At 64.7% G+C, this 16,191-nt stretch carries 15 protein-coding genes and 1 tRNA gene; 4 read left to right on the top strand and 12 right to left on the bottom strand.

Annotated features, from left to right (window positions below; genetic code table 11):
- Positions 1–17: 17 nt before the first annotated feature.
- Both ASC94_RS08435 and ASC94_RS08430 read left to right on the top strand, forming a co-directional pair.
- Positions 18–500 (top strand): MarR family winged helix-turn-helix transcriptional regulator, encoded by a 483-nt coding sequence (locus ASC94_RS08435; protein ID WP_056393267.1) that lies wholly within the window; start codon positions 18–20, stop codon positions 498–500.
- 138 nt (positions 501–638) lie between these two features.
- Positions 639–1,598 carry an alpha/beta fold hydrolase gene (locus ASC94_RS08430; RefSeq protein WP_056393265.1) on the top strand — a complete coding sequence of 320 codons (960 nt, stop codon included), beginning with the start codon at positions 639–641 and terminating at the stop codon, positions 1,596–1,598.
- A gap of 26 nt (positions 1,599–1,624) precedes the next feature.
- Here the strand turns inward: ASC94_RS08430 and ASC94_RS08425 are convergent, their stop codons facing one another.
- The 8 genes from ASC94_RS08425 to ybiB all read right to left on the bottom strand — a co-directional run bounded on the left by ASC94_RS08425 (position 1,625) and on the right by ybiB (position 10,176).
- Positions 1,625–1,897 carry a DUF4242 domain-containing protein gene (locus tag ASC94_RS08425; protein WP_056393263.1) on the bottom strand — a complete coding sequence of 91 codons (273 nt, stop codon included), beginning with the start codon at positions 1,895–1,897 and terminating at the stop codon, positions 1,625–1,627.
- 172 nt (positions 1,898–2,069) lie between these two features.
- Positions 2,070–2,148: transfer RNA gene (locus tag ASC94_RS08420), tRNA-Ile, on the bottom strand.
- Between the two features lie 56 nt (positions 2,149–2,204).
- A complete protein-coding gene (gene rpoD / locus ASC94_RS08415) occupies positions 2,205–4,445 on the bottom strand; it encodes an RNA polymerase sigma factor RpoD (protein ID WP_056393261.1) in 2,241 nt (746 codons plus the stop codon).
- A gap of 424 nt (positions 4,446–4,869) precedes the next feature.
- Positions 4,870–6,666 (bottom strand): DNA primase, encoded by a 1,797-nt coding sequence (dnaG, locus tag ASC94_RS08410; RefSeq protein ID WP_056393258.1) that lies wholly within the window; start codon positions 6,664–6,666, stop codon positions 4,870–4,872.
- A 195-nt stretch (positions 6,667–6,861) separates the two neighbouring features.
- Positions 6,862–7,311, bottom strand: coding sequence for a GatB/YqeY domain-containing protein (locus ASC94_RS08405; protein WP_056393256.1), 450 nt, complete (start codon positions 7,309–7,311; stop codon positions 6,862–6,864).
- Positions 7,312–7,444: 133 nt separating this feature from the next.
- Positions 7,445–7,657 carry a 30S ribosomal protein S21 gene (gene rpsU, locus ASC94_RS08400; protein ID WP_008451879.1) on the bottom strand — a complete coding sequence of 71 codons (213 nt, stop codon included), beginning with the start codon at positions 7,655–7,657 and terminating at the stop codon, positions 7,445–7,447.
- Positions 7,658–7,849: 192 nt separating this feature from the next.
- Complete coding sequence (locus ASC94_RS08395; protein ID WP_056393254.1) at positions 7,850–9,058, bottom strand: NAD(P)/FAD-dependent oxidoreductase; 1,209 nt, start codon at positions 9,056–9,058, stop codon at positions 7,850–7,852.
- A 164-nt stretch (positions 9,059–9,222) separates the two neighbouring features.
- Positions 9,223–10,176, bottom strand: a complete 954-nt coding sequence (gene ybiB, locus ASC94_RS08390; protein WP_056393252.1) for a DNA-binding protein YbiB — start codon at positions 10,174–10,176, stop codon at positions 9,223–9,225.
- 100 nt (positions 10,177–10,276) lie between these two features.
- On the opposite strand from ybiB, the gene ASC94_RS08385 reads away from it, so the two are divergent.
- Positions 10,277–11,335 carry a 3-deoxy-7-phosphoheptulonate synthase gene (locus tag ASC94_RS08385; protein ID WP_056393250.1) on the top strand — a complete coding sequence of 353 codons (1,059 nt, stop codon included), beginning with the start codon at positions 10,277–10,279 and terminating at the stop codon, positions 11,333–11,335.
- A 37-nt stretch (positions 11,336–11,372) separates the two neighbouring features.
- On the opposite strand, the gene ASC94_RS08380 is transcribed toward ASC94_RS08385, so the two are convergent.
- Positions 11,373–11,687: a hypothetical protein gene (locus ASC94_RS08380; RefSeq protein WP_056393248.1), complete on the bottom strand. Its 315-nt coding sequence runs from the start codon at positions 11,685–11,687 to the stop codon at positions 11,373–11,375.
- Positions 11,688–11,918: 231 nt separating this feature from the next.
- Between ASC94_RS08380 and tsaD the strand changes: the two genes are divergently transcribed.
- Positions 11,919–12,959, top strand: a complete 1,041-nt coding sequence (tsaD, locus tag ASC94_RS08375) for a tRNA (adenosine(37)-N6)-threonylcarbamoyltransferase complex transferase subunit TsaD (protein WP_056393246.1) — start codon at positions 11,919–11,921, stop codon at positions 12,957–12,959.
- Positions 12,960–13,236: 277 nt separating this feature from the next.
- Here the strand turns inward: tsaD and ASC94_RS08370 are convergent, their stop codons facing one another.
- From ASC94_RS08370 to ASC94_RS08360, 3 genes are read right to left on the bottom strand one after another with little or no spacing between them, the layout of a single operon-like run.
- A complete protein-coding gene (locus ASC94_RS08370; RefSeq protein WP_056393245.1) occupies positions 13,237–14,043 on the bottom strand; it encodes an ABC transporter ATP-binding protein in 807 nt (268 codons plus the stop codon).
- Between the two features lies 1 nt (position 14,044).
- The gene (gene ntrB, locus ASC94_RS08365; RefSeq protein WP_056393242.1) at positions 14,045–14,941 is read right to left on the bottom strand and encodes a nitrate ABC transporter permease; all 897 of its coding nucleotides are present in this window, start codon (positions 14,939–14,941) and stop codon (positions 14,045–14,047) included.
- Between the two features lie 9 nt (positions 14,942–14,950).
- Positions 14,951–16,183, bottom strand: a complete 1,233-nt coding sequence (locus ASC94_RS08360) for a CmpA/NrtA family ABC transporter substrate-binding protein (RefSeq protein WP_373888110.1) — start codon at positions 16,181–16,183, stop codon at positions 14,951–14,953.
- Positions 16,184–16,191: the final 8 nt, after the last annotated feature.

The raw sequence follows: 16,191 nt of genomic DNA, 5'->3' as shown, positions 1-16,191 counted from the left end.
TTTCCAATTGATTGACAATGTCACCCATCATCCCCGAATCGAATGACAATGTCAACCATTGCCGCGAACAGCGGCCGGACGCGGTATTGGAGCTGGTCCATACCATCATGCACCAGTACAAGACCCAGCAATTCCAGGCCCTGCGCGACGGCCAGCACGAGCTGACCCACATGGAGGCGAAAGTGCTGAGCTATTTCGGCCACCGGCCCGGAACCACGCAAAGCGACCTGGCGCGGCACAGCGGGCGCGACAAGGCCCAGTTGGCGCGCCTGATCACGGCGCTGCGCGAGCGCGGCCTGCTGCAGGGCGAGGCCGACGCCGCCGACCGCCGCAATACCCGGTTGTCCCTCACCGACGCCGGCCGCGCCATCCAGCAGGCGGCGCAGCGCGAAGCGGAAATCCTGAACGCGCAAGCCGTGCGCGGCATGAGCGCGCAGCAGCAGCAGGCGCTGCTGGAACTGCTGCAGCAGGTGAAGCAAAACCTGGACAAGCCCGCCTGACGGCATGCACGTGCGGCGCTCTTGCAGGATGGCGGCCCGCAGTTTCGCCTAGCGAAACTATCTATTGATCCCAGCCTGCTTTTTCCGGCCCGGCACGGCAGCTACATTGGCACCACCAGCAACCAACGGAGGCCAATCATGCACACCAAGTCCACCGGCGCACACGCCCTGGCAGCAGCAACAAAAGTAGCAGCAGCACTAGCCCTTGCTTCGACCATGACCGGCGCGCACGCCGCACCGGTGGCGTACCGCACCGTTTCCGTGGAAGGCGTGCAAATCGCCTACCGCGAAGCCGGGGATGCCGGCAAACCGGCCATCGTGCTGCTGCACGGCGTACCGAGCTCCTCGCGCATGTACGACGGGCTGCTGCGCAAGCTGGGCGACCGCTACCACCTGATCGCCCCGGACTACCCCGGCTTCGGCAACAGCGAAGCGCCCGACCCTGCCAGCTTCAGCTACACCTTCGACCACCTGGCCGCCGTGATGCAAAAGTTCACCGACGCGGTGGGCGCCACCCGCTACGTGCTGCTGATGCAGGACTACGGCGCGCCGGTCGGCATGCGCATGGCCATGGCCCGCCCCGCCGCAGTCCAGGGCCTGATCTTCCAGAACGGGAATGTGTACGAAGAAGGCCTGGGCGCCATGTGGGCCAAGCGCAAGCCTTTCTGGGCCGACCGCGCGGCGCACGAAAAAGACGTGATCGCGGTGCACCAGTCGGTTGCCGCCACGCGCGCCCGCCACATCGGCGACGACCCGGCCGTGGAAGCCTACGACCCGGACCTGTGGATGGACGAATACGCCTACCTGAACCGCCCCGGCCAGGCCAAAATCCAGGCCGACCTGATCTACGACTACCAGACCAACCTGGCCGCCTACCCCGCCTGGCAAGCGTGGCTGAAGCAGCGCCAGCTGCCGACGCTGGTGGTATGGGGCAAGCACGACCTGGCCTTCACCGTGCCCGGTGCGCACGCCTTCCGCCGCGACAATCCGGCGGCGGAAGTGCACATCCTGGACGGCGGCCACTTCGTGATGGACACCAGGCTGGACGAGGTAGCCAGGCTCACCGGCGCCTTCATGGCCAGGCTGGGCAGCCGCTAGGGCGCAGGCACTAGGGCGCAGGCGCTCTACTCCGCGGTGACTGGATCGATGATCTCCGTCACCTGCGAGATGCGATTGGCTGGAAAGCCTCCGCGTTGCGCGTGCTCCCGCACCAGCGCTTCGCTGGGCGCGTTGTAGATGCAGTAGATCTTGTCGTCGGTGACGTAGCTGTGCACCCACTGGATGGACGGCCCCAGTTCGTTCAGGACGGCGCAGGATTTGGCGGAAATGCCCTGCAGATCAGCGCTGCTGAGCTTGCCCGCTCCGGGCAGCTCACGCTCAATGACGTATTTCGGCATGGTGTCACTCCTCTTGGTTGGCAATCGGAGTGCGGCGTCAGGAAGATGCTGCCGCGCTGCGGTGGCTTTTGTAGCGTAATCCATGCAAGGAGGAAGTCAACCATGAACGCCTGCCCGGCACCAGGCAATAAAAAAGGGGCTACGCGCAAACGTAACCCCTGATTCTTCCAACTGGTAGGCCCTCGCGGAGTCGAACCGCGCACCAAAGGATTATGAGTCCTCTGCTCTAACCAAGCATGAGCTAAGGGCCCGAAACTTGTGGACAACGACCCGGCAGCATAGGGGCTGCGCGGATTGTCGTCAAGTCCTAGTTGCCTTCCAGGAAGCTCTTCAGCTTGTCGGAACGCGACGGGTGGCGCAGCTTGCGCAGCGCTTTGGCTTCGATCTGGCGGATGCGCTCGCGCGTGACGTCGAACTGTTTGCCGACCTCTTCCAAGGTGTGGTCGGTGGACATTTCAATGCCGAAACGCATGCGCAGCACCTTCGCTTCGCGCGGGGTCAGCGAGTCCAGCACGTCCTTGACCACGCCGCGCATGGACGCGTGCAGCGCCGCGTCGGACGGGGCCAGGGTGTTGTTGTCCTCGATGAAGTCGCCCAGATGGGAATCGTCGTCGTCGCCGATCGGCGTTTCCATGGAGATCGGTTCCTTCGCGATCTTCATGATCTTGCGGATCTTGTCTTCCGGCATTTCCATCTTGATGGCCAGGGTCGCCGGATCAGGCTCGGCGCCCGTTTCCTGCAAGATCTGGCGCGAGATGCGGTTCATCTTGTTGATGGTCTCGATCATGTGCACCGGGATGCGGATGGTGCGCGCCTGGTCGGCGATCGAGCGGGTAATGGCCTGCCGGATCCACCACGTGGCGTAGGTCGAGAACTTGTAGCCGCGGCGGTATTCGAATTTGTCCACCGCCTTCATCAGGCCGATGTTGCCTTCCTGGATCAGGTCCAGGAATTGCAGGCCGCGGTTGGTGTACTTCTTGGCGATGGAAATCACCAGGCGCAAGTTGGCCTCGGTCATTTCGCGCTTGGCCTTGCGCGCCTTCATTTCGCCGGCCGCCATCTGGCGGTTGATGTTGCGCAGGTCCGGCAGCGGCAGCACCACGCGCGCCTGCAGGTCGATCAGGCGCTGCTGCAGTTCCTTGATGGTCGGAATGTTGCGGCCCAGGATGGCGCTGTAGGCGTGGCCGGCGTCGACTTCGCCGTCCACCCAGTCCAGGTTGGTTTCATTGCCGGGGAAGACCTTGATGAAGTGGGCGCGCGGCATGCCGCACTTGTTCACCGCCACGTCCAGGATCTGCTTCTCGATGTGGCGCACTTCGTCCACCTGGCCGCGCAGGGTGTCGCACAGCTTTTCCACCACCTTGGCGGTGAAGCGGATGCCCAGCAGCTCGAAGGAAATCGCTTCCTGCGCCTTGACGTAGGCTTTCGAGTTGTAGCCGTCCTTCTCGAAGGCGCGGCGCATCTTGTCGAACTGCTGCGAGATCATGTCGAACTTTTCCAGCGCAGCCTGCTTCATCTGCTCCAGCTGTTCGGCCGAGTAGCCCGCCGCGCCCGACGGGCTGGCCGCTTCTTCCTCTTCCTCTTCTTCCTCTTCTTCCTCTTCCTCGTCTTCTTCCTCTTCCTCGGCGGCAGCGGCGGCCGGAGCCGGCTCGCCTTCGCTCTCGTCGACCAGGCCGTCGACGATCTCGTCGATCTTGATCTCGTCGTTACGGATGCGGTCGGAGGCGGCGATGATCTCGGCGATCGTCACCGGGCAGGCGGAAATGGCCTGGATCATGTCCTTCAGGCCGTCTTCGATGCGCTTGGCGATCTCGATTTCGCCTTCGCGCGTGAGCAGCTCGACCGAACCCATTTCGCGCATGTACATGCGCACCGGGTCGGTGGTGCGGCCGAAGTCCGAATCGACCGTGGACAGCGCCGCTTCGGCAGCCGCTTCGGCTTCGTCGTCGCTGGCGATGGTGGCCACGTTGTCCGACAGCAGCAGGGTCTCGGCGTCCGGCGCGTGCTCGTAGACGGCGATGCCCATGTCGTTGAAGGTGCCGATGATGCCTTCGATCGCTTCCGGATCGACGATGTTCTCGGGCAGGTGGTCGTTGATCTCGGCGTACGTGAGGAAGCCGCGTTCCTTGCCGAACTTGATCAGGGTCTTGAGTTTCTGGCGGCGGCGCTCGAGCTCTTCCTCGGTCGCTTCCGTGTCGGACGAGAAGGCGTCCTTGAGCAGGGCCTTTTCCTTGGCCTTGCGGTCCTTGGCCTTGGCCTTGTCGACCGCTTTCAGCTCGGCGCGCTCGACCGCATTCAGCGCGGCGACCTCGTCGTTCTCGGGCTGGAATTCTTTCGGCTTGCGGCCGCGACGGCCCGGCACCTTCACGGACGGCAGCACGTAGCCGGAGGTATCGATGGCAGCCAGCGCGGCGGCATCCGTGGTCTGGCTCACCGCCGGCGGCGTGCTGGCAACACGCGTCTCCGGTTTGTCGGCCGTTTTGGCAGCCTTGGCGGTCACTTTGCTCGGCTTTACAGCCGCTTTGGATTCAGGTTTCTTTGTTGGCACAGGCGCTTTCGATTACACAACGACTTGCTTTACGGGTTAGGATAAAGTTCTTGCAACAATGCTACGAATACTTACACCTTCTGGCTCCTTGCGCAAACAGGGAACTCCGCCGCCGGTCCAAACCCGGGACCGTACTCGGCAGAAATTCTACTGTAGACAGCGCATGGGGGCTAGATCCACGAATGTCCGGAGGCAGGCGCCGCGCCTGGGCGGTTGCTGGTTGCGCCATCCGGCCATATTCCGGCCCCGGCCGCCGGCGCACAATCTTTACGCCGATCAAGAGCCTAACTTACTGAAAACAAACAGAATTCCGAACTGAAACACCAAAGCTAAGCAGTCAATACTTAGCGTTTTATTATAGCACGCCACTTTACAATTTCCAGAGCCCCGGGACGCCCGCCCCATAGGGGCGCCGGGCACGTCACTAGCGGGCTGCAAGCTCCGCTTCTGCCTCTCTCAACAATTGATCTTGCATGGCCGTAATTTCGCGGTAGCGTACACCAATTTCACTGGAAGACAAACCGGACGCAAACAACTGTGCCAGCTCGGCTTTCAGGGCATCCGTCTTGATCTGGCGGATGGCGCTGCTCAGATACGTCTTGATGGCGTCGAAGTCCGATTCCGGCTCGGCGGCAATCTCGCTGATGATGCCATCGTACTCGCTACCCTGCTCCTTCAAATGCTGCGCCAGCGCGGCGAAGCTGCCCTGCGGCCCCAGCGCGATGGCGGCCGCGATCAGCTGGTACAGCCGCTCGGCCGATTCCTCGCCGAAATTGGCGAAGGCGGCCAGGCCGGCCTCGTCTATCGTGAAGGCCAGCGGCGGGTGCGCCACCAGGTGCCGCACGATCTGCAGCTCCAGGCCCACCGGCTGAGGACGGCTGCTGCGCTGGGGCGCCTTGCGCACTTCGGCCACCGGCTTGCTCAATTCATACAACTGCTCGATTTCGCCCGGGCTGCTCTGCGTCATGGTGGCCAGGCCGCGCACGATCTGCAGGCGCAGCGCCGACGGCGTCATGGCCTGCAGCAGCGGCTTGGCCTCGAACTGCACCCGCGCGCGCCCTTCCGGCTCGCTCAAGTCATGCTCGGCCGACACCACCCGCAGCAGGAACTGCGACAGCGGCATGGCTTCGTGCACCTGCTGCTCGAAGGCCGGGGCGCCATATTCGCGGATATAGCTGTCCGGGTCGTGCTCGGCCGGCAGGAACAGGAACTTGATGGTCTTGTTGTCCGACACGTGCGGCAGGCAGGCTTCCAGCGCGCGCTGGGCGGCGCGGCGGCCAGCCTTGTCGCCGTCGAAACTGAAGATCACCGTGTCTGTTTGACGCAACAACTTCTGCACGTGGGTGCTGGTGCAGGCCGTGCCCAGGGTTGCCACCGACTGCGGGAAACCCATTTGCGCCAGCGCCACCACGTCCATATAGCCTTCCGTCACCAGCACATAGCCCGCGTCGCGGATTGCCTGGCGTGCTTCAAACAGGCCGTACAGCTCGTGACCCTTTGAAAATAAAGGCGTTTCGGGAGAATTCAAGTACTTTGGTTCGCCTTGTTCCATGATGCGGCCGCCGAAGGCGATCACCTGGCCCTTGGTGTTGCGGATGGGGAACATTACGCGCTCGCGGAAACGGTCGTAGCGCTTGCGGTGGTTGCCCTCCTCGTCCACGCGGTCGATCACCAGGCCGGCTTCGACCAGGGCCAGTGCCTCGTAGTCGGGGAACACGGAACGCAGGTTGTCCCAGCCGTTGGGGGCGAAGCCGAGCGCGAAGCGGGCCGCGATCTCGCCGGTCAGGCCGCGGCTTTTCAGGTAGCCGATGGCGTTGGGCGCCGAGCGCAGCTGGGACTTGTAGTAGTCGGCGGCGCGGCTCATGGCCTCGGACAGCGCCATGCTTTGCGCCTGCATCTGGGCGCGCTGGGCAGGCGGGATCTTGTCGTCCTGCTCGGGCACCACCATGCCGCAGTTTTGCGCCAGTTCTTTCACCGCATCGACAAAGCCCATGCCGGAGTATTCGATCATGAAGCCGATCGAGGTGCCGTGCGCGCCGCAGCCGAAGCAGTGGTAGAACTGCTTGGTGGGGCTGACCGTGAAGCTGGGGGATTTTTCGTTGTGGAAGGGGCACAGGCCCATGAAGTTGGCGCCGCCCTTCTTGAGCTGCACATAGCGGCCGACCACGTCCACGATGTCGACGCGGTTCAATAGATCGGAGATAAAGGATTGAGGTATCACGGCGATCAGTCTTGTTCTACATCAGAGGCTATACCGCCGCGCGCTGGTCCGGGTTGAGGCGGATCAAGCCGCGGCGCAAATGAGGCGCTGGCGGCGCCCGGCGGGTTACGCGCTGCGCGCTAACCCGCCCTACGGCCAGACGGGGCACACGTAGGGCGGGTTAGCGCAGGGCGCGTAACCCGCCGGAGCCGCAGGTCAGGCCGGCGTCAGCGCTTTTTTGATCAGCGCGGACACCATGGCCATGTCGGCCTTGCCGGCCAGCTTGGGCTTGACGATGGCCATGACCTTGCCCATGTCCTGCGGACCGGCGGCGCCCGAGGCGGCCACCGCGGCAGCCACTTCGGCAGCGACCACTTCATCCGACAGGCCGGCCGGCTTGTAGGCCAGCAGCACTTCCAGCTCGGCTTTTTCAATGTCGGCCAGGTCCTGGCGGTTGCCGGCCTCGAACTGGGTGATGGAATCCTTGCGCTGCTTGACCATCTTGTCGATGATGGCCACCACTTGCTCGTCGCTCACTTCGATCTGCTCGTCCACTTCCTTGCGCTTGATCTCGGCCAGCATCAGGCGGATGGTGGCCAGCTTGCCCGCTTCCTTGGCGCGCATGGCGGCTTTCATGTCATCGGAAATCTGTTGTTTTAAGCTCATGCTCGTTCCTCACAGGGAAAAATGTGGCGCAAAAATGCGAAAACCCGCTGCGGCGAACCGGAGCGGGTATGCGACTGGACAGGACACCCCGCGGCGCGACGCCGTACTGCCGGGCTATCCTGAAGAATCAGTCTTAGAACAGTTTCTTAGGCAGTTGCTGGCTGCGGATGCGCTTGTAGTGACGCTTCACTGCGGCGGCCAGCTTGCGCTTGCGCTCTGCAGTTGGCTTCTCGTAGAACTCGCGTGCGCGCAGTTCGGTCAGCAGGCCGGTTTTTTCGATGGTGCGCTTGAAGCGACGCATTGCGACTTCGAACGGCTCGTTTTCTTTAAGGCGGATAGTGGTCATGTAAAAATTCAAACCGTTAGATTTTAGGAAGATAAAGATATTAGCAGTATTCGGCCAAATTGGGAAGACCTTTGGACGTAAAACCGGCTCAACAGGCCCAGATTCGCATGGAACTGTCTGTTTTTGAGCAACCTTTTCGTCCTGCCAACATCTGACTCCGGGCGGGAAGATCACGCCGGGAATGCAATGATATCAGACTGCCTCGCCCGCCGCCACACCCGAAGCCCACGCCCACTGGAAATTGTAGCCGCCCAGCCACCCGGTCACGTCCACCGCTTCGCCGATGAAGTACAGGCCGGGCACCTTGCTCACCATCATGGTCTGCTGCGACAGCTCGCGCGTGTCCACCCCGCCCCGGGTCACCTCGGCCTTGCGGTAGCCTTCCGAACCGTTGGGAGTGATGGTCCATTGGTTGATGGCCGAGCCGAGCTTGCGCAGCGCGGCGTCCTGCATGTCGGCCAGGCGGGTGTCGGCGGCAAAGCCGTGCGCCTGCAGCAGGCCCTCGGCCAGGCGCGCCGGCAGCCATTGCGCCAGCACGTTGCCGAGCTGCTTCTTGACGGTCTGCTTGCCCTCGATCAGCTCCTTGGCCACGTCCATCTCCGGCAGCAGGTTGATCACGATGGGCGCGCCCGGCTGCCAGAAGCTGGAAATCTGCAGGATGGCCGGGCCGGACAGGCCGCGGTGGGTGAACAGCAAGTCTTCGCGGAAGCGCGCGCCGTCCGGGTTGCGACCCTTCAGGGTGCCGGTTTCCACGTCCACTTCCAGCGAAATGCCGGACAGGGGCGCGAACGGGGCCCAGGTCTCGGCGTCGAAGGTAAGCGGCACCAGCGCCGGGCGCGGCGCCACCATGCGCAGGCCGAACTGCTCGGCGATCTGGTAGGCGAAGGCGGAGGCGCCGATTTTGGGAATCGACAGGCCGCCGGTGGCGATCACCACGCTCTCGCATTCAATGTCGCCGGTGTCGGTGACGAGGAAATAGCTGCCGTCGTCCAGCTGCTCCACGCTGGAGACCTTGCACGGCATGCGCCAGTGCACGTCGCCCGCCGCGCACTCGGCCTTGAGCATGTCGATGATGCGCTCGGCGGAATCATCGCAGAACAGCTGGCCGCGGTGCTTCTCGTGGTGGGCGATGCGGTACTTCTTCACCAGCGCCAGGAAGTCCGACGGCGTGTAGCGCGACAGCGCGCTCTTGCAGAAGTGCGGGTTCTCGGACAGGAAGTTGGCAGGGCCGGCGTTGATATTGGTGAAATTGCAGCGCCCGCCGCCGGAGATGCGGATTTTTTCGGCCAGCTTGGCGGCGTGGTCGATCAGCACCACCCGGCGCCCGCGTTTGGCGGCTTCGGCCGCGCACATCATTCCCGCCGCGCCCGCGCCGATTACTGCCACATCAAATTTCGCCATCACTGCTCCGATTCTGCTTCAAAACCGGTCATTGTACCTTGCCGGGGCCGGTGGCGGCACCCGGCGGGTTACGGCGCTGCGCGTCTAACCCGCCCTACGGCATCCCGGCCGGTACACCCGTAGGGCGGGTTAGCGCGCAGCGCGTAACCCGCCGAGCGCCGCCACTACAAACTGCGCGCCACCCTGGCGCACTGGGCCACCTGCTCGGCGATGGACGCAGGCACGGCGATGTCGCCGCGCAGCACGGACGCAATCCAGGCGGCCGTGGCGGCCGCGCTCTTATCCTCGGGCAGCACCACCTCCTGCTCCGCCGTAAGCTGCTTCTCAACCAGCACCGTGCGCTGGCCGGCGTGGAACCAGTCGATGCGCTGGCCCTTGTTGGCGTTGGCCACCGTCTCGCCCTCGGTGCCGCGCATCAGGAAGGCATCGCCGCGTCCGGGCGCGGCGGCCGTGCTGAAGTATTCGCCCAGCATCTCCAGGTATTCCGGGTGGGTGTAGGACACCAGCCGCAGCGCCGGACCGGCGAAGGGCTGCATCATTTTCACCAGCGTATGGGTGGAGTTGCGCACGCCGAGGATGCGGCGCAGCGACAGCATGTGCGCCAGCTTGGGCGCCAGCGTCCCGATGGTGATGAAGGCCACCTTGCCGGCCGCCAGCGCCGCCTCGGCCTCGGCATGGCCGCGCGCGGCGTGGATGCCCAGCTCGGCGAACACCTCGGCCGTGGCCACGCGGCCGGTGTCGTGCGGCACGCCGTGCACCAGCACCGGCACGCCTTCGCGCGCCAGCAGCAGCGCCAGCAGCGGCGTCAGGTTGGCCAGCTTGCGGGCGCCGTTGTACGTGGGAATCAGCACCGGGGCGCAGGCGCCGGCCGGTGCCCGCAGCGGCGTGAACGAGGCTTCGGCCGCATCCAGGAAACCGGCGATCTCTTCCACCGATTCGCCCTTGATGCGCATGGCCAGCAGGATGCCGCCCAGCTCCAGGTCGGACACGCGGCCGTCCAGGATGGCTTGGAAGAGTTCGTTGGCGTCGGCGCGCGTCATGCTGCGCGCGCCCTTTTTGCCGCGTCCGATTTCCTTGATGAAATGGGCGGCCGGGTAGGGGGTGGCATGTGTAGTCATAGAGCGAGAGCTTACACCAAGCCGCAGCCCGCATGAATCCTGCATTTCGGCTACACTTGCAGGTCCCCCTGATCAAAATATAGAGTTGAGGCACCGAATCATGATCTCGCCAGATATCGAAAACGTAAACGTTACCAACTTCGCGTCCATGCCGACCCCGACGGCGCTGCACGCGAAACTGCCGCTGACCGACGCCGCGTCGGCCACCGTGATGCAAGGCCGTGCGGACCTGCGCGCCATCCTGGACCGCAAGGACAAGCGCCTGTTCGTGGTGGTGGGTCCCTGCTCCATCCACGACCCGGTGGCGGGCCTGGACTATGCGCGCCGCCTGAAGGCGCTGCAGGCCGAAGTGGCCGACACCATGCTGCTGGTAATGCGCGTGTATTTCGAGAAGCCGCGCACCACCACCGGCTGGAAGGGCTATATCAACGATCCGGACATGGACGATTCTTTCCGCGTGGACGTGGGCATGGAAAAGGCGCGCCAGTTCCTGCTGGACGTGTGCGAGCTGGGCCTGCCGACCGCGACGGAGGCGCTCGACCCGATCTCTCCGCAGTACCTGGGCGACCTGATCGCGTGGACCGCGATCGGCGCCCGCACCACCGAGTCGCAGACGCACCGCGAGATGTCGTCCGGCCTGTCGACCCCGGTGGGCTTCAAGAACGGCACCGACGGCGACATCGGCATTGCCATCAACGCCATCCTGTCGGCGGCCAACCCGCACGCCTTCCTGGGCATTAACAGCGAAGGCAATGTGTCCATCGTGCGCACGCGCGGCAACGCGTACGGCCACGTGGTGCTGCGCGGCGGCGACGGCCGGCCGAACTACGATTCGGTGTCGGTGGCGATTGCCGAGCAGGCGCTGGCCAAGGCCAAGCTGCCGGCCAACGTGGTGGTGGACTGCTCGCACGCCAACAGCTACAAGAAGCCGGAACTGCAGCCGCTGGTGATGACGGACGTGGTCAACCAGATCACGCACGGCAACCAGTCGCTGGTGGGCGTGATGATCGAATCGAACATCGTGGCCGGCAACCAGAAGATCCCGGCCGACTTGCGCGAGCTGAAGTACGGCTGCTCGGTGACCGACGGCTGCATCGACTGGGATACCACGGCCGATATGCTGCGCAAGGCGCATGCGGAACTGCTCAAGCGTCCGTGATGCGCTGGCGGGTTACGGCGCGCGCGCCTGACCCGCCCTACGTCCAGGAATTCGCCCCCACATGCGGGGCGACACCGAACGCCCCCGCCAACGCCGCCTCCGCGCGGCTGGCCGGGGCGTTCAGTTCATTCAAGTCCAGATAGATCCTGCCCTCCTCCAGCTTGACGGCGTAGTGGCGCACGCCCGCCTGGTCGGGGGCGGTGCCGTCGAGCACGGCAAACACCTGGTCGTCCAGGGTGCGTATCACCGCCACGCCGGGCAGTTCCTGCCACGCCAGCCCGCGCGGCACCCGCCGCACGCCCTGCGGCGGGATGTCCTTCAGCTTGCAGATCAGTTTCCAATACTCAGCCATGGCCCAGGCTCCTTCAAGTCGTATGTTTCCTCTAAAGCAAGACCAATGCCACCCCCGGCAAGCTGAGCCGCATTTTGGCCCGCTTCGGGGTCTGACCCCGAAAGTGGCCAAAATGCGGCTCAGGCTGCCTGGGCGTGCGCCCTGCGGCGGTGCGGCGCGGGCGGCTTTGGTGCGGGCCGGGCGCGCTTTCCATTACAATGGCGGATTCCCCTTTCACTTTGCACTGTTCCAATGATCGTTCTCGGCGTTGAATCCTCCTGTGACGAAACCGGCCTGGCTCTGTATGACACCGAGCGCGGCCTGCTGTCCCATGCCCTGTATTCCCAGGTTGCGATGCACGAGGAGTACGGCGGCGTGGTGCCCGAGCTGGCCTCGCGCGACCATATCCGCCGCGCCATCCCGCTGCTGGAGCAGTCGCTGACCGGCGCCGGCAAGCGGCTGGCCGACATCGACGCCATCGCCTATACGCAGGGGCCCGGCCTGGCCGGCGCGCTGCTGGTGGGCTCGTCCATTGCCTGCAGCCTGGGCATGGCGCTGGACAAGCCGGTGCTGGGCGTGCACCACCTGGAAGGCCACCTGCTGTCGCCGCTGCTGGCCTCGGAGCCGCCGGCGTTTCCCTTCATCGCGCTGCTGGTATCGGGCGGCCACACGCAGCTGATGCGGGTGGACGGCGTGGGCCAGTACACCTTGCTGGGCGAGACCCTGGACGACGCGGCCGGCGAGGCCTTCGACAAGTCGGCCAAGCTGCTGGGCCTGGGCTATCCGGGCGGACCGGCCATTTCGCGCCTGGCCGAGTTCGGCGACCCGTCCGCCTACAAGCTGCCGCGCCCGATGATGCACACCAAGGATTTCAATTTCAGCTTTTCCGGCCTGAAAACGGCGGTGCTGACGGTGGTGAAGAACCACGAGGAAAAAGTGATCGCCAATATCTGCGAGCAGGACAAGGCCGACATCGCGCGCGGCTTTGTCGATGCGATCGTGGAGGTGCTCACGGCCAAGTGCGTGTCGGCGCTCAAGCACACGGGCTTGAAGCGCCTGGTGATCGCCGGCGGCGTGGGCGCCAACGCGCAGCTGCGCGCGTCGCTGAACGCGGCGGCCGCCAAGAAGCGCTTCAAGGTGTTTTACCCGGAGCTGGAGTTCTGCACCGATAACGGCGCCATGATCGCGTTCGCGGGCGCCAGGCGGCTGATGATTAACCCGGACGCGGCGCAGAAGGACTATTCCTTCAATGTGCGGCCGCGCTGGCCGCTGGATGAGCTGCGGGTCGTTTAAGCACGGCGGGTTACGGCGTTCCGCCTAACCCGCCCTACGAGGGGCACGAGGGCCATGATGGGTACGGTGGGCAAGATGGTCACGGTGGGCAAGATGGGTACGGTGGGTACGGTGGGTACGGTGGGTACGGTGGGTACGGTGGGGGTACGGTGGGTACGGTGGGTACGGTGGGTACGGTGGGTACGGTGGGTACGGTGGGTACGGTGGGTACGGTGGGTACGATGGGCACGCGCACGTAGGGCGGGTTAGGTGCGCAGCACCGTAACCCGCCGGGCGTTCACGCGGCCTTCTGCGCCGGGCGCCCCTGGCGGTGGTACAGGAACTCCAGCACGCTGGTGCGGTAGTCGATGTAGAGCGGGTCCTGCGCCAGCGCCAAGCGGTCGCGCGGGCGCGCCAGGCGCACTTGCACGATGTCGCCGATGGTGGCCGCCGGGCCGTTGGTCATCATCACGATGCGGTCCGACAGCAGCACCGCCTCGTCCACGTCGTGCGTCACCATCACCACCGTCGAGCCGGTGGCCGCCACGATGCGCAGCAGCTCGTCCTGCAGGTGGGCGCGGGTGAGCGCGTCCAGCGCGCCGAACGGTTCGTCCATCAGCAGCACTTTCGGCTCCATCGCCAGCGCGCGGGCGATGCCGACGCGCTGCTTCATGCCGCCCGAGATTTCATGCGGCCGCTTGCCGGCCGCCGGCGTCAGGCCCACCAGCGCCAGCGCGGCCCAGGTGCGTTCCTGCAGCTGCTTGTTGCTTTCCCTGGCGCTGAACACGCGCTCCACCGCCAGGTAGACGTTCTCGAAGCAGGTGAGCCAGGGCAGCAGCGAGTGGTTCTGGAACACCACCGCGCGCTCCGGCGAGGGCCCCGCGATCTCGCGGCCGTTGCAGATCATGATGCCGCCGGTCGGTGTAGTGAGGCCGGCGATCAGGTTGAGCAAGGTGGACTTGCCGCAGCCGGAGTGGCCGATCAGGGTGATGAACTCGCCCTGCTCCACCGTCAGGCTGACCTCGGCCAGCGCATGGAACTGGCCCTTCCTGGTGTTGAACACCATGTCGGCGTTGCTGATGTCGATGAATTTGTTCGCACTCATATCAGTTCTCCACTTGTTCGTAGGTGAAGGCTTTGGCCAGCGACACCAGCGCCCATTCCAGCAGCAGCCCGACCACGCCGATCACGCCGATGGCGATCAGGATGTGCGGCACGTTCAGGTTGTTCCATTCGTCCCAGACCCAGAAGCCGATCCCCACGCCGCCGGTCAGCATCTCGGCCGCGACGATCACCAGCCAGGCGGTGCCGATGGCCAGGCGCACGCCGGTGAGCATATAGGGCAGCACGGACGGCAGCAGGATCTTGGTGACGATCTTCCACTCCGACAGGCTGAGCACGCGCGCCACGTTCAGGTAGTCCTGCGGCACGCGCTGCACGCCGACGGCGGTGTTGATGATCATCGGCCAGATCGAGCAGATGAAGATCGACCAGATGGCGGCAGGATCGGCGGCCTTGAAGACCAGCAGGCCGATCGGCAGCCAGGCCAGCGGCGACACCGGCTTGAGCAAACTGATGATGGGGCTGAACATGCCGTACATGAACTTGAAGCGGCCGATGATGAAGCCGAGCGGGATGCCCACCAGCGCGGCCAGGCCGAAGCCCACGCCCACGCGCTGCAGCGAGGCGAGCACGTTCCAGCCTATGCCCTGGTCGTTCGGGCCCTTGCGGTAGAACGGGTCGGAGAACAGCTTCACCGCTTCCTCCCAGGTGGCCCAGGGGGTGGGGAAGCTGCTGTTCTTCGAGGCCAGGATCTGCCAGGCCAGCACCAGCAGCGCCAGGCCGATCACGGGCGGCAGGTATTTCATCACGTAGGGCCGCATGCGGGCGCTGCCCGATTCGAGCTTGATGCCCTTGGCGGCGATGCGCGCGCTGCGCGGGGGCTTGGGCGGCGCCGCTTCTTCCACGGGCACGGCGGAGATGGTGTGCAGGACTGCGCTCATGGCTGCTCCTTATGCTTTGATCTTGAATGAATCGGCGTAGGCTTTGGGGTTCTTGCCGTCCCAGACGGTGCCGTCGAGCAGCTTCACGCTGCGCATGGCGGACTTGGGCACCGCCACCTTGGCCATGGCCGCGGCGTCCTTGTAGACGTCGATCTGGTTGATCTGCGTGGCCACGGCCAGGTAGTCCGGCTCGGCTTTCAGCAGGCCCCAGCGCTTCTGCTGCGTGAGGAACCACATGCCGTCCGACAGGTAGGGGAAGTTCACCGCGCCGTCGTTGAAGAATTTCATCGCGTTCGGGTCGTCCCAGGTCTTGCCCAGGCCGTTCTGGTAGCGGCCCAGGATGCGCTGGTTGATCACGTCCACCGAGGTGTTCACATAGGACTTGTCGGCGATGGTTTCGGCCATCTTCAGCTTGTTCGACAGCGAGGCGTCGATCCAGCGGCCGGCGTCGAGGATGGCGGCGGTCAGCGCGCGCGCCGTGTTGGGATACTTCTTGACCCACTCGGCGCTGGTGCCCAGCACCTTTTCCGGGTGGTCGCGCCAGATGTCCTGGGTGGTGGTGGCGGTGATGCCGATGCCGTCCACGATGGCGCGGTGGTTCCACGGTTCGCCCACGCAGAAGCCGTCCATATTCCCGATGCGCATATTGGCCACCATTTGCGGCGGCGGCACGGTGATGGTCTTGGCGTCCTTCATGGGGTTGATGCCGTAGCTGGCCAGCCAGTAGTACAGCCACATGGCGTGGGTGCCGGTGGGGAAGGTCTGGGCGAAGGAGTATTCGCGCGGGTCTTTCTTCATCAGCGCGGCCAGGGAGGCGCCGTCCACCGCGCCCTTGTCGGCCACTTTCTTCGACAGCGTGATGGCCTGGCCGTTGTGGTTCAGGTTCATCAGCACTGCCATGTCCTTCTTCGGACCGCCGGCGCCCAGGTGCACGCCGTACACCAGGCCGTACAGCACGTGCGCCGCATCCAGTTCACCGTTGACCAGCTTGTCGCGCACGCTGGGCCAGGACGATTCCTTGCTGGGCACGATCTTGATGCCGTACTTGCGGTCGAAGCCCAGCACGGACGCCATCACCACCGAGGCGCAATCGGTCAGCGGAATAAAGCCCACTTTGACTTCTTCTTTTTCAGGCTTGTCGGAGCCGGCGGCCCAGACCCCTTGCGTGGCAAGGCCGGAGATTGCAGTGGCGGCGCCGGCTTTCAACAGGCTGCGGCGAGTCAAGCTGATTTTGCTGTCCATCATATCCC

This window comes from Massilia sp. Root418 (genome assembly GCF_001425265.1).
GTDB lineage: Bacteria > Pseudomonadota > Gammaproteobacteria > Burkholderiales > Burkholderiaceae_D > Rugamonas.
Note: the sequence above shows the minus strand (reverse complement) of the source record. Positions and strands in the feature narration are given on the sequence as shown.

What these genes read in the sequence shown, in the direction of transcription:
- ASC94_RS08435 (WP_056393267.1), top strand. Translation starts at nt 18, where the DNA reads ATGTCACCCATCATCCCCGAATCGAATGACAATGTCAACCATTGCCGC.
- ASC94_RS08430 (WP_056393265.1), top strand. Translation starts at nt 639, where the DNA reads ATGCACACCAAGTCCACCGGCGCACACGCCCTGGCAGCAGCAACAAAA.
- ASC94_RS08425 (WP_056393263.1), bottom strand. Translation starts at nt 1,897, where the DNA reads ATGCCGAAATACGTCATTGAGCGTGAGCTGCCCGGAGCGGGCAAGCTC.
- ASC94_RS08405 (WP_056393256.1), bottom strand. Translation starts at nt 7,311, where the DNA reads ATGAGCTTAAAACAACAGATTTCCGATGACATGAAAGCCGCCATGCGC.
- rpsU (WP_008451879.1), bottom strand. Translation starts at nt 7,657, where the DNA reads ATGACCACTATCCGCCTTAAAGAAAACGAGCCGTTCGAAGTCGCAATG.
- ASC94_RS08395 (WP_056393254.1), bottom strand. Translation starts at nt 9,058, where the DNA reads ATGGCGAAATTTGATGTGGCAGTAATCGGCGCGGGCGCGGCGGGAATG.
- ybiB (WP_056393252.1), bottom strand. Translation starts at nt 10,176, where the DNA reads ATGACTACACATGCCACCCCCTACCCGGCCGCCCATTTCATCAAGGAA.
- ASC94_RS08385 (WP_056393250.1), top strand. Translation starts at nt 10,277, where the DNA reads ATGATCTCGCCAGATATCGAAAACGTAAACGTTACCAACTTCGCGTCC.
- ASC94_RS08380 (WP_056393248.1), bottom strand. Translation starts at nt 11,687, where the DNA reads ATGGCTGAGTATTGGAAACTGATCTGCAAGCTGAAGGACATCCCGCCG.
- tsaD (WP_056393246.1), top strand. Translation starts at nt 11,919, where the DNA reads ATGATCGTTCTCGGCGTTGAATCCTCCTGTGACGAAACCGGCCTGGCT.
- ASC94_RS08370 (WP_056393245.1), bottom strand. Translation starts at nt 14,043, where the DNA reads ATGAGTGCGAACAAATTCATCGACATCAGCAACGCCGACATGGTGTTC.
- ntrB (WP_056393242.1), bottom strand. Translation starts at nt 14,941, where the DNA reads ATGAGCGCAGTCCTGCACACCATCTCCGCCGTGCCCGTGGAAGAAGCG.
- ASC94_RS08360 (WP_373888110.1), bottom strand. Translation starts at nt 16,183, where the DNA reads ATGGACAGCAAAATCAGCTTGACTCGCCGCAGCCTGTTGAAAGCCGGC.